This window comes from uncultured Capnocytophaga sp., from assembly GCF_938029845.1.
In the GTDB taxonomy this organism is placed as follows: domain Bacteria; phylum Bacteroidota; class Bacteroidia; order Flavobacteriales; family Flavobacteriaceae; genus Capnocytophaga.
Genome location: NZ_CALHGG010000175.1, coordinates 39,328 through 52,023 on the forward strand (window position 1 = coordinate 39,328; position 12,696 = coordinate 52,023).

The 12,696-nt window shown below is 41.8% G+C and carries 9 protein-coding genes; 6 read left to right on the top strand and 3 right to left on the bottom strand.

The window, feature by feature from the left end:
- Positions 1-46 precede the first annotated feature (46 nt).
- Positions 47-1,156, top strand: a complete 1,110-nt coding sequence (locus Q0625_RS13870; protein WP_298828529.1) for a beta-ketoacyl synthase N-terminal-like domain-containing protein — start codon at positions 47-49, stop codon at positions 1,154-1,156.
- Here the strand turns inward: Q0625_RS13870 and radC are convergent.
- Positions 1,153-1,860: a DNA repair protein RadC gene (gene radC, locus Q0625_RS13875; protein ID WP_298828531.1), complete on the bottom strand. Its 708-nt coding sequence runs from the start codon at positions 1,858-1,860 to the stop codon at positions 1,153-1,155. The two genes, Q0625_RS13870 and radC, sit on opposite strands and share 4 nt — an antisense overlap.
- Before the next feature lie 224 nt (positions 1,861-2,084).
- On the opposite strand from radC, the gene Q0625_RS13880 reads away from it, so the two are divergent.
- Complete coding sequence (locus Q0625_RS13880) at positions 2,085-5,651, top strand: DUF559 domain-containing protein (protein ID WP_298828533.1); 3,567 nt, start codon at positions 2,085-2,087, stop codon at positions 5,649-5,651.
- 471 nt (positions 5,652-6,122) lie between these two features.
- On the opposite strand, the gene Q0625_RS13885 is transcribed toward Q0625_RS13880, so the two are convergent.
- Positions 6,123-6,563 (bottom strand): hypothetical protein, encoded by a 441-nt coding sequence (locus Q0625_RS13885; protein WP_298828536.1) that lies wholly within the window; start codon positions 6,561-6,563, stop codon positions 6,123-6,125.
- 95 nt (positions 6,564-6,658) lie between these two features.
- Between Q0625_RS13885 and Q0625_RS13890 the strand changes: the two genes are divergently transcribed.
- On the top strand, positions 6,659-7,189 hold the full coding sequence (locus tag Q0625_RS13890) for a hypothetical protein (protein ID WP_298828539.1): 531 nt from the start codon (positions 6,659-6,661) through the stop codon (positions 7,187-7,189).
- Between the two features lie 164 nt (positions 7,190-7,353).
- On the top strand, positions 7,354-7,968 hold the full coding sequence (locus Q0625_RS13895) for an endonuclease III domain-containing protein (protein ID WP_298828542.1): 615 nt from the start codon (positions 7,354-7,356) through the stop codon (positions 7,966-7,968).
- A 20-nt stretch (positions 7,969-7,988) separates the two neighbouring features.
- Here the strand turns inward: Q0625_RS13895 and Q0625_RS13900 are convergent, their stop codons facing one another.
- Complete coding sequence (locus tag Q0625_RS13900) at positions 7,989-9,299, bottom strand: DUF389 domain-containing protein (RefSeq protein ID WP_298828545.1); 1,311 nt, start codon at positions 9,297-9,299, stop codon at positions 7,989-7,991.
- Positions 9,300-9,457: 158 nt separating this feature from the next.
- On the opposite strand from Q0625_RS13900, the gene Q0625_RS13905 reads away from it, so the two are divergent.
- Together Q0625_RS13905 and Q0625_RS13910 are read left to right on the top strand one after the other, a co-directional pair.
- Entirely contained in the window at positions 9,458-10,042 is a 585-nt protein-coding gene (locus tag Q0625_RS13905) for a hypothetical protein (protein ID WP_298828547.1), read from the top strand.
- 24 nt (positions 10,043-10,066) lie between these two features.
- The gene (locus tag Q0625_RS13910; protein ID WP_298828549.1) at positions 10,067-12,463 is read left to right on the top strand and encodes a DUF1566 domain-containing protein; all 2,397 of its coding nucleotides are present in this window, start codon (positions 10,067-10,069) and stop codon (positions 12,461-12,463) included.
- Positions 12,464-12,696 lie beyond the last annotated feature (233 nt).

Here is a 12,696-nt window from a genome sequence, read left to right on the forward strand (position 1 = left end):
GGGCGAATTGCCATTCGCCTATATTAATCATTAATCATTATTTAAGTTGTCTTACATTCGTTCCTACAATTGTGTGACTCCCTTAGGAGTTACCATACAAGATCACATAGATGCCCTATTGCAAGGGCACACAGGGATACAATACTTTTCCCATTTTGGACATATATCCGATGTATATTTGGGCAAAGTATCTCCAGAGCAGGCGGAGGCGTGTTTTCCCTTTGTAAGTACTAATATGGAACTTACATGGCTAGAGAAGATGCTTCTTTTGGCTGTGGTACCCCTTTTGCCTATGATGCAGATAGGGGAGCGTACCGCCTTGGTACTCTCCACTACCAAAGGGAATATATCCCAACTGCAAGCAGGGGGTAGCCTGCCATACCTCACCCTCATAGCCAAGAAGATAGCCAAATTCTTGGGTATTACTACCGAGCCTATTGTAGTGTCCAATGCTTGTGTATCGGGAGTGGTAGCTCTTTCGGTAGCTGACCGACTGTTACAAAGTGATGTTTATGACAATGCTCTGGTCTTGGCAGGTGATGAAATTTCTGAGTTTGTTATCTCTGGCTTTCAATCCTTTCAGGCAATGAGTAGTCGTCCCTGTCGTCCTTATGATAAAGCACGCGATGGCATTACTCTTGGTGAGGCTACAGCGGCGGTTTTTCTTACTCAAGAAGATTTTTTGGCACAAGCCGAGATCTTAGGCAGTAGCAGTATCAATGATGCTAACCATATCTCAGCACCCTCTCGTACAGGAGAGGGGCTTTACCTGAGTATTACCAAAGCCTTGGAAGAAGCTGGACTTACTCCTTCCCAGATAGATTTTATCAATGCTCATGGTACGGGTACTCTCTATAATGATGAGATGGAAGCTATTGCTTTTTCTCGAGCAGGGTTACAAGAGGTACCCCTCAATAGCTACAAAGGGTATTTTGGACATACTTTGGGTGCTTCGGGACTTTTGGAGACGGTAGTAAGTTTGGCACTTGCCCAAGAAGGAAAACTTCTTAGGTGTGAGGGCTTTGATACCTTAGGTGTTTCTCAGCCGCTGAATATCATTACCCATACGCAAGAGGCTACTGTAAAGCACCTATTGAAGACTGCCTCAGGCTTTGGAGGTAGTAATGTTGCTATGGTATTGCGATTGATGGATTAGCATAAGCCCTCTTCCGCTAAGCTCTTATACTGTTTTTCGGTGATGATCACATGATCTAAGAGGCGTATATCCAATAGCTGCCCCGCCTCTCTTACTCGCTGAGTAAGCTGTAAGTCCTCTTTGCTAGGGATAGTACTCCCCGAAGGATGGTTATGAGATAGTATTAGGGAGACAGCTCCTTGTTCTAAGGCTATTTTCAGGAGCAAGCGAATATCCACTACTGTATGAGTAATACCTCCTACCGAGAGTCGCACCTTATGGATCACACGGGCAGCACTACTGAGATATAATGCCCAAAACTCCTCATGAGGGAGTTCTCCGATAAGAGGTTGCATGAGAGCAAAAACATCCTCGGCACTCTCAATCTTAGGCAGAGGCTCAGGCGTTTCTGCGCTACGCCTACGCCCCAGTTCGGTAGCAGCTAGGATAGTGATGGCCTTGGCGGTGCCTATTCCCTTGAAGGAGAGCAGTTGCTGAAGACTTTGTTTGCCTAGTGTGGTAAGGCTATTATTAACCGATGCCAAGATACGTTGGCTCAGTGCCACGGCACTTTCGGTAGCATTGCCCGAACCAATAAGAATAGCCAGTAGTTCCGCATTGGTAAGTACTGTTTTTCCTTGAGCAATCATCTTCTCTCGTGGGCGATCACTATCCGCCCAGTTCTTGATAGAAAGCCGCTGGGAGGAAGAAAGATTCTTAGTCATTAGATTTTTTGTGTTTCTTGACTACAAATTTACGAAAAAAAGACAATTTGACAATGAGATAATGGGTTAATTTGCCGATGAGTGAAAATAAGCAATTAGAAATAAGAAAAAATGCTTATTTCTATAAATTTGCTAATTATCTCATTGGCGGATTGACAAATTATTTCTATCTTTGCAAAATAATTGGCAAATTTGCTAATTGACAAATCAATAAATTAATACCTATGACCTATAATCACAAAGAAATAGAAGCCTATTGGCAGGCTTATTGGGCTGAGCACCAAACCTATAAGTCAGTAAATGACTATAACAAACCTAAGTACTATGTGCTTGATATGTTCCCTTACCCCTCAGGAGCGGGCTTGCATGTAGGGCACCCACTGGGCTATATAGCCAGCGATATTGTGGCGCGCTACAAGCGACATAAGGGGTTCAATGTATTACACCCACAAGGGTACGACAGCTTCGGCTTGCCTGCTGAACAGTATGCTATCCAGACAGGGCAACACCCTGCCCTTACCACGGCACAGAATATCGCCCGCTACCGTGAGCAGTTGGACAAGATAGGTTTTTCCTTTGATTGGAGTCGTGAGGTCAAAACTTCAGACCCTGCCTACTACCGCCATACCCAATGGATATTTATTCAACTTTTCAATTCGTGGTATAACAACGAAACTGATAAGGCAGAACCTATTGACACACTCATTGCTCTCTTTGAAAAAGAAGGCAATGCCAAGATAAATGCTGCCTGTGATGATGATACCCCCTCCTTCATTGCTGAAGAGTGGAAAGCCTTTTCTGAGGCTGACAAGCAGCGAATCTTACTTAAGTACCGACTTACCTACTTGGCAGAGACAGAAGTAAACTGGTGTCCTGCCTTGGGTACTGTACTCGCTAATGATGAGATTGTAAACGGTGTATCCGAACGTGGTGGTCACCCTGTGATCCGTAAGAAGATGACCCAATGGAGTATGCGCATTACCGCCTATGCCGAACGCCTTTTGCAGGGCTTAGATACCATCGATTGGAGTGAGAGTATTAAGGAAAGCCAACGCAATTGGATAGGAAAGTCAATAGGAGCGTCTATTGATTTTGCAGTTATCCCCCGTTCCCCCGAAGGGGGACAAACCTCAAGTGGAGTGAATGATTGTTCTCTTGAAGGGGGACAAACCTCAAGGGAAGTGGATAATCCTATAGATATTATTTCAGAAGTTATTTCAGATGGGAAATTTGGATATATGACAGGAGGGAATAATTCTCATTTACTAATAGAAAAAGCAAAAGAAATGAGAAATAATATGACTGATGCTGAAAAACTTCTTTGGGAGGTACTTGGAGCTAAAAATATAGGAGATAAATTTAGAAGGCAGCATGTCATTGGTGATTTTATTGCTGACTTTGTTTGTCTTCCAAAACGATTAATTATTGAGGTAGATGGAGGTTACCATAATGATGATACACAACAAAGTTTAGATGAGCAGAGAACAAAGATATTAAATCATCTAGGTTTTGAAGTAATTCGTTTTACTAATGAGGAAGTATTAGGAAATCTTGACGAAGTTGTTAATCAAATAGAGGAAAAACTCTCTTTGTTACCTAATATCAAAGAATTAAATAAAGCAGAACAATCATCAGAGACTATTGGGACAAGGGGAGTTCAAGTTTGTCCCCCTTCGGGGGAACGGGGGATTACCGTCTTCACTACACGTCCTGACACCCTCTTTGGGGTTACTTACCTTACTTTAGCTCCTGAACACGCCTTAGTACCCCTTATCACTACTGAGGAGCAACGCGCTGAGGTAGAAGCCTATATGGCAGCTACTGCCAAGCGTTCCGAGCGTGACCGTATGGCAGATACTAAAACCGTATCAGGGGCTTTTACAGGAGCGTATGCTCTACACCCACTCACAGGCAAGCAAATCCCTATTTGGATAGGAGACTATGTATTGGCTAGTTATGGAACAGGAGCTGTGATGGCAGTACCTGCGGGAGACGAACGTGATTATGCCTTTGCCAAGCACTTTAAGGGTGCTAAGGGAATGCCCGAAGTGATTAACATCTTTGACAAAGATATTTCAGAAAATGCCTTTACCGATAAGGAAGGCATGATCTACCAAAACTCAGACTTCTTAGACGGTTGTACTTCTTTTAAGGAGGCTTTCCCTAAAGTATTGGCAGCTTTGGAGGCGAAGGGAGTAGGCAATTCCAAAGTGAATTACCGCCTACGTGATGCGGTATTCTCTCGTCAGCGCTATTGGGGGGAACCTTTCCCTGTCTATTACAAAAATGGGTTGCCACAGATGATTGAGGAAACTTACTTACCCATCCTCTTACCCGAAGTAGAGAAATACCTCCCTACTGAAGAGGGTAATCCGCCATTGGGCAATGCTACTATTTGGGCATGGGATACTACCAATCATAAGGTAGTGAGCAATGAGCTTATTGATAACCAAACCGTATTCCCATTGGAACTTAACACCATGCCAGGTTGGGCAGGCTCTTCATGGTATTGGTTGGAGTATATGATGGAAAAAGAGGAACGTGTGGACTTTCCTACTAAAACCGTAACCAACTATTGGCAAAATGTAGATCTGTATGTAGGTGGTAGCGAACATGCCACAGGACACCTTTTGTACTCACGCTTTTGGAATAAGTTCCTTAAGGATAGAGGCTTTGCCCCTACCGAAGAGCCTTTCAAAAAACTGATTAATCAGGGTATGATATTGGGAATGAGTGCCTTTGCATACCGAGTGTTATGGGAAGTGAAAGATGAGCAAGGTAATGAAGTGAATTTAGTTGAAGTAAAAGAGCTTTCATCTAATAACTTTCCTCCTATATTTGTTTCAAAGAAATTCAAGGATGATAAGTTGGCGATTGTTTTATTAGAGAAGATTTTCCCTAAATATCCTCAATGGGTGGAGTTTATGAAAAAACTCTCAGGAAAAATAATTAATACTATTATCCAACCTATTCACGTAGATGTTTCTCTCTTAAAAGATACTTCCGATGAGTTAGACATTGAGAGATTTAAGGCGTGGCGCAAAGAATTTGCCGATGCTGAGTTTATTTTAGAAGAAGACGGCAAGTATATTACAGGACGTGAAGTAGAAAAGATGTCGAAATCTAAATACAATGTGGTAAATCCTGATGATATTTGTGAGCAATATGGAGCGGATACCTTGCGCCTCTACGAAATGTTCTTAGGTCCTTTGGAACAAGCTAAACCTTGGAACACAGCAGGTATTTCGGGGGTTTATAATTTCTTGCGCAAGTTATGGCGCTTGTATTTCTCAGATAACGGTTGGCAAGTAACTGACGAGGCTCCAACGGCTGAAATGCTTAAAGCACTGCATAAAACGATTAAAAAGGTAAATGAAGATATTGAGAATTTCTCGTTCAATACCTCGGTGAGTCAATTTATGATATGTGTCAATGAGCTATCTTCGCTTAAGTGTCACCACAAGGCTATTTTGGAACCTTTGGCAGTCCTTGTAGCACCTTTTGCTCCCCATATTGCTGAAGAGCTCTGGAAAAGGCTTGGAAATGCTGAAAGTATAACTTATGCGGCCTATCCTATCCACGAAGAAAAGTATTTGCAAGAGGATAGCAAGGAATATCCTGTATCGTTCAACGGCAAAGTACGCTTCAAACGCGCTTTCCCTACCAATATGCCAATTGCTGAAATAGAACAAGCTATTCTTGCCGATCCTCAAACGGCAGAACAACTACAAGGCAAAGCTCCTAAAAAAATCATTGTAGTACCTAATAGGATTATCAATGTAGTGAGTTAATGATCAATTTGTCAGGGGTTAGTTCTTAGATTCTAAGAATTAATCCCTGAACTCTAAATATGTAGTAACTTATCAATTCCTTAGTATGATAGTAGCATACTTTTGGTGATATTTTATCTTCCTCTGATTATTCTAATTTTATTAATGTTTAAAGGAGATATTGAGGAAATGTGCAAAATATATGTAGCTATCTTTAATGACATGAAGATGATTATACGGCTTACTTTTGTACTTGTTATTGTGGTATATTATCTCGTCAACTATGTACTCAAGTACAATAAAAAAAGCCCAGTACATGCTTTTAGAACAAATGAGTGATGAAGACTTTGACTTGCTTCTGAAAGTAAGAGATCATTTGCCATTTACAAGCAACTAAAACCTCATCTTGAAACTGCTATAAGCCATGCTACTACTTTAGGGAGCTTTAGCACTCAAGAATATAAGAGAGCTATGTGTGAAATGCCTTTGTTATTAGAACTCGTATATGTTGATAATAAATGAAAAAGTACTTCCTTTGAAGCTAGTTCCTTCCTTGAAGGGGAAGGAATATCCCCAGTAAAATTCAAAGGCATTGACCAATGAAAGACCTATTCGGGGTGTTATGGCCTCTGTATTTGCGGAGACACCAGCACCTATGGGTAAGATAAAGAAAGCATCGGCTCCTATTTCAGGCAGGAGTTGCCAGTGGTCAGGTTTTCCTATGTGGGAGCCTGCATATACCTTAGCTCCAATAGCCGCCAGACCGCTGGGATCTACGTCAATACTATTGAGTGAAATACCCCAAAAAATGAAATTATGGTTGCCATTGGTATGAGTATAAGCGACACGTGATCCCCATTTGTCCAAGGGTTCAAATAGCTGTGCCTTGACAGATAAAGGCAATAATGATATGAGGAATAGGAGAAATTTCATAGGATATGAAGATTAAAAAGTATGTACTATCTTAATACAAGGTAAGGATACTAAAGTCTAGCAAAGATACAAAAAATATTAATAGCTAAAATATCATGGATATAGATATTTTCTTTTTGATAAGCGTTTTCCACTATGCGCTAATGGGAGCATTGCTCTACTTTGCAGCCTTTCACAAGAATGAATTTGAACAGCGTGTAGCCCGCTATATACCTTATCATGCGATAAGAGTGGAGCGTAAGCAATACTTGGAAAAAGTAGAAAAATACAAGCGCTATATCTGTAATGGACTTGCTATTTTCTTTGCTCTTGTATTTATAATCCCTCTTGGTTATCTTATTGCCTTAGATATTCTGAAAGGTTGGATGCTTATGCAGGTAGCTTCTTGGGCATTGTCTCCTCTTATATTTCTCTTTTGGGGCTATTACTTACTAAGCTCTGTAGTGAAGAGAAATGCCAAAGCGCAACATCTGCTTTTAGAGGAGATGAGTGATAAGGATTTTGAGTATCTGTTCAAGGTACAGAAGAATTTATCTTGGCTAAGAAAATACTTTCCCTTTTTTATACTGTGTAAAGACAAATTGTATTTTTTTTACTTTTTTCACTATCAGAGAAATAGACCCTAAGCGAGTAGAAAAAATGCGTTCTTGGTCGTCCAAAGGAGACAATAGAACGGTTCTGATAAAACATCCCAAATGGTTTATGACCAGTATGACTGGGAGGGTGTATCCTCATTTGCAGGATATTATTAAAAAATACAATCCCCAAGCGGATATAAAATCCTAAGTGAATGCAAGCTAAACGTGCAGTTCTAAATAAACTCCTTACTCACTATGGCAAGCAGAATTGGTGGAACCACTCCAATCGGTTGGTTGATTGGGTTTCTATGATTCTCATTCAGCAAACCACCCAACTCAATGTAGAGCGAGCTTTGGCAAACCTTGAAGGCAAACTCTCAGTGGAAGTACTACATGCCATGGGAGAGGAAGAATTACAAACCCTTATTCGTCCTGCAGGTTTCTACAAACAGAAGAGTAGCTATATCAAGGCATTGATGGCTTGGTATGTATCCCATGGAGCTTCTTTGGACAAATTTGCAGCTATTGCCACTGATGAGCTTCGTATGAAACTCCTTTCTATCAAGGGGGTAGGAGAGGAGACTGCCGATGCGATGTTGTTATATATTTTTCGTAGGAATGTGTTTATTGCTGACCAATATGCCCTTCGTCTCTTTACGCGCTTAGGGCTTACCACCGCAACTACCTACAAGGCACTGCGAGCAGAGTGTATGCCTTTGGTGGCTGATGTTTCCTTAGAGACTTGTCAGGAGTGGCATGCTGTGATAGATGAGCATGGAAAAGCCTACCGCCGTGGTCATACCGATGAGGCATGGCTACAACAGTAGGCTTTATAGGTAGAAAGGAGCTATTCCTTTATAATCTTGATATTTTTGTCAGCAAACTTTTGGGAAAGCCACTGCTGGAGACGTGCTATATCCACCTCTTTATCCACTTCTTTGCCTTTGACTTGTTCCCTTACAGGGGTATAGAGCATCAGCGTAGTGGTGGAAAGGCTGTCAGAAACAAAGCTATTTAGGCGACCAAAAGAGAAATCCTTGATATTAGGAAACAGAATCTTCACTTCCTTGGCAAAATCGGAATCCTCTATCTTGTACTTTTCTAACTCCTCGGTAAGTTGCTTTATCTTTACGTCTTTGCTGGAGAGTGAAGCTTTATTCTTGTTGATTTCAGAGAGTATTTCTTGACTTATATCCGATTCTTTTTGGCGGATAATAAGTTCTGTATTGGAGATATTGAAGTTTTTGAGGTTGTTTTGTAGGCTCTTTTCCTCCTCTTCGCTGAATTTTTTGTCTAAGAAAGCCAATTCAATTGTTTTAGGAGAAGTATTGTAGCGGATACGTTTGTAGATGATTGTATAACCATTGTTTTCAAACTCAGTGGTGATATAGTGGGCTACATTCTCGTGAAAACGCTTTTCTTGGAAGAGGGTATATGCCAAGTAAAGGCTAGGGGTAACAATGAGTATAACCAATGAGGTGATCACATAGCGCAGACGTTTGTTCAGTTTCTCGTTGCCTGTATTTTTAGGCGTATATTTTAGGTATTTGATAATCAAAAAAGTAGCAATTCCTATAAAGAAACAGTTGATGCTATAAAGATAGAAAGCCCCTAAGAAGTAGCTTAAATTACCTGTTGCCAAGCCGAAGCCTGCGGTACATAGGGGAGGCATAAGGGCGGTGGCGATGGCCACCCCTGGGATAGGGTTTCCTTTCTCCTGACGGGTAAGGGAGATAGCTCCTACCACACCACCAAAGAAGGCAATCAGTACATCATAGATAGTGGGGGAGGTACGTGCCAGCAGTTCTGATTGGGCGTCCTTGAACGGGCTGATATAGAAGTAGATAAAGGATACCAATAGGCTGACGATAGTCGCTATCAATAGGCTGCGTCCGGTCTTCTTAAACAGATCGAAGTCATAGGTAGCTAAGGCAAATCCTGCACCCACAATAGGCCCCATAAGGGGAGAGATGAGCATAGCTCCGATAATTACTGCCGTAGAATTGACATTCAGTCCAATAGAGGCAATGAGAATGGCACAAGCTAGAATCCATAAGTTGGCTCCACGAAAGGAAATATTACTGATAATATCTTCTATTACCTTTTCCTTTTTTTCCTCTCCGTCATGCAGATTTAAAAGATGTCTAAAGAAACTCATATTTTTTGATTTGATATTTTTCAGGGCAAAGATAAGAATTAATTATCAATTGGCAAATTTTTTAATTTGCTCATATATTATATTGTTAATTTCCAAGGAACTACGATTTCTTTAAAAAAAATTTTATACTTTTGTCGTGATTATATAAAATCAGTGAAATGATGAAACCACATATCTTTACCTTACTGTTGCTCTGTACGCTACCTGTTCTTGCTCAGCAAGAGGACATTGATGTGCAGCAGGATAGAGCGGCTCGGCGTGCGGAGCGTGCAGCCTATTGGGGGCGGTTCTTCTCGGTAGGTTATGAAGGGGGTACGATTGCACCCTTTGGTATCCGAGGGGAATTAGGAGGGAGTGATAAGCGCATAGGTGCTTTCCTTAATTTTCGCTCCTCCCTTAGAAGGGCTTCCAAATTGGAACAATATGCCAGAGAAGATTTCCCAGCCAACAAAACCGAGTTTGTAGGGGGAGCTTCCTTGAGGCTAACCCATTGGGCTTATCTCAATGTAGGAGGAGGCATAGGTTGGCATCATTACCCTTTTGTCAATGAGTATGCCCATGAGCAGACTTTGGAGCGGAAGAGCTATATCCCTGGTTATTGGGGAGCTACATTTCGGATTACTAAGCTGATTAATATAGTAGGAGGTATGTCCTATATTGCCTTTACAGAACGACTATACGCCCCTGAATATACTTTTGGAATTACAATAAACCTTAAACAGTGGTCTCTCGTCAGCCACTAATCACTAACAATGAACTGAACAATTATGAAAAGATATCTATTATGTTTGCTGGTCTGTGTGGCTTGCAGCAAGGAAAAGTATAATTTCAAGCAAGTATTTGCTCCTGCCTTCAAAGACCAAAAGGAAATGGAGGTTACCAAAAGCGCTGCCACACTTAGTATAACACTAGTGCAGGACTATAACAGCATGGTTAGCAAAAGAGGCTTTTACTATGCTACTTCCAAAGAAGCCTTAGCCAATATTAGAGAACGCAGAGTGGCTACGGATCCGTCCTTTGGGACAGGGAGCTATACAGTACAGCTCAAGCACCTGATCCCCGAAACCACTTACTACTACCAAGCCTTTGCAACCAATGGACAGGGTACCGCTTTGGCTGAAATACAATCGTTTACCACTCTCAAGGGCACAGCAGCTATCATTAGTACGCTAGAACCAGAAGTGAAAGACTACCAGATCACCTTCAAAGGGGCCATACTCGATACAGGCGGTTACCCTATAACCGAATATGGTTTCTACTATTCTACGGTCAATCAACAACCTTCGGCTGCCGATGGAGTAGTATCCAAAACAACCCCTTCTTATAGAAATGATACCTTCACACTATCATTACAGACTTTTGTAGCCAATACGTCCTACTATGTACGTGCTTATGTGGTGACTCAGAAGGGCAAAGCCTTGGGAGAAGTACTCAAGTTCAACACCTCTCGGGAGGTTCCTGCCTTGGGAGTAGAGATAGAAGCACCTACCCATATTACCAACACCTCTGCTCTTGTCAAGGCAAAAGTGGCTCATATAGGAGGGGCGGCAACCTACCAAACTGGATTTGTTTATAGTAGTACTCAAGAGATGCCTTCTTTGGAAAATGGAGCTACCAAAGTATTGGGGGTGAATACTATAGAAAGAAAATTCTTCCATGAACTTACAGGTCTCGCTCCAGCCAAGCGTTACTTCTTGAGAGCCTTTGTAACCAATGCCGCAGGTACTGTTTATAGTGAGCAGTTGCTGCTACATACCTTGCCTACTGAGGCTCCTGAGGGAGTACATTTTGTCATTTATAAGGATTTGCAACAACGCTCTGTATCTCTCTATGGGAGTGTTGCCTCTGCTGCTGATGGAGGAGTAATCACCGAGAGAGGTTTCGTGTATGATACCTCTAGCGAACGCCTTACCCAAGAGGCTGCCCAAGTAGTGAGACTTCAGGGAGGGGCAGGCAATTTCTCCACTACCATACAGGGGCTTACTCCACGTACCCAGTATTATGTGAGGGCTTATGCTAAGAATCAATTTGGTGTTGCTTATAGTGAGGAGGTGGCGACCTTTACCACTGAGGATATGGGTACTCCTTCCGCCTTGCAGATTATCTATGCCATTCCTTCAGTGAGTGAGATATCACTTAGTGCCTTAGTGAGAGAGGACGGTGGCGGTAGTATCTCTCGTCGAGGATTTGTTTATAGCAAAGAGAAGCCTCAACCTACTTTGGACGATAGCTGGGTAGAGGTAGGTAATGGGGCAGGTAATTTCTCAGTTACCCTTCGTAGGCTTTCGGTAGATACACGTTACTATGTACGTGCCTTTGCTACCAACGAGCGCGGTACTTCTTATAGTGAATCGCTTACCCTACATACTCAGAATGTTTCCTTGCCAACGCTTGCTTCCTTTGCACAAGGGGAGATATTCTCTACCAGAGTAAAGCTGACAGGGAATATAACTTCCAATGGAGGAGGTAAGATACTCCAATATGGCTTTGTATATAGCCAGCATCATACCACACCTACTTTGGAAAATAATACAGGACAGGTTTCTCTTGGAGAAAATATTTTAGGTCATTTCTCTATGGAACTCACTCAATTGCAGCGAAATAAAACTTACTATGTAAGGGCTTTTGCTACCAATGAGCGTGGTACTACCTATTCAGATCCTCAGTCGTTGACCACGCCTATTCTTAGTGTAGGTGATACCCACGAGGGCGGTATAGTAGCCTATCTGTTTACTCCTATGGACGAAGGTTTTGTAGCAGGGCAGTTACATGGTTACCTTATTCCTAATATAACCGACTTGCCTACAGAAGGCTACGTTTGGGGATGTGCACTGCCGCAAAACAGTACGAGTCCTTCCCTTGGCACAGGGCGGGACAATACCACTCTTATTGCTAACGATTGTTCCGATACCTCTGCCAGCTATTATGTAAGGCATCATTTCCGTGCTGCCAATAAGGACGACTGGTTTATTCCTAGTATGGTTGAGCTGTCCAATATTGCACATAATCGCAATCTCTTGAGGCTTCCCGTAGCCGCTTATTGGTCATCTACCCAGAAAGACTATTACGAGGCTTATTATGTGCTATTTGCCCCCACGGATGCGAAAGTAAATGTAGCAGAGAAGAATAATCCTAAGAAAATACTGCCTATAAGAGAGTTTTGATTTGCCGATTTGCTGATTTGTCGATTTGCCAATTTGCTGATTTGTCAATTTGTCGATTTGTCAATCAATGGTGAAAAACAACAATCTTAGTCAGTATTTGTGTAGAGACGCAATTTATTACGTCTTAGTGTAGAAATATAATTTATTGCATCTTAGTGTATAGATACAATTTATTGCGTCTTAGTGTATAGATACAATTTATTGCGTCTTAGTGTATAGATACAATTTATTGC

Excerpts from the sequence above, each read along its gene's own strand:
- radC (WP_298828531.1), bottom strand. The coding sequence starts at position 1,860 with ATGACTAAGAATCTTTCTTCCTCCCAGCGGCTTTCTATCAAGAACTGG.
- Q0625_RS13880 (WP_298828533.1), top strand. The coding sequence starts at position 2,085 with ATGACCTATAATCACAAAGAAATAGAAGCCTATTGGCAGGCTTATTGG.
- Q0625_RS13885 (WP_298828536.1), bottom strand. The coding sequence starts at position 6,563 with ATGAAATTTCTCCTATTCCTCATATCATTATTGCCTTTATCTGTCAAG.
- Q0625_RS13890 (WP_298828539.1), top strand. The coding sequence starts at position 6,659 with ATGGATATAGATATTTTCTTTTTGATAAGCGTTTTCCACTATGCGCTA.
- Q0625_RS13895 (WP_298828542.1), top strand. The coding sequence starts at position 7,354 with ATGCAAGCTAAACGTGCAGTTCTAAATAAACTCCTTACTCACTATGGC.
- Q0625_RS13900 (WP_298828545.1), bottom strand. The coding sequence starts at position 9,299 with ATGAGTTTCTTTAGACATCTTTTAAATCTGCATGACGGAGAGGAAAAA.
- Q0625_RS13905 (WP_298828547.1), top strand. The coding sequence starts at position 9,458 with ATGATGAAACCACATATCTTTACCTTACTGTTGCTCTGTACGCTACCT.
- Q0625_RS13910 (WP_298828549.1), top strand. The coding sequence starts at position 10,067 with ATGAAAAGATATCTATTATGTTTGCTGGTCTGTGTGGCTTGCAGCAAG.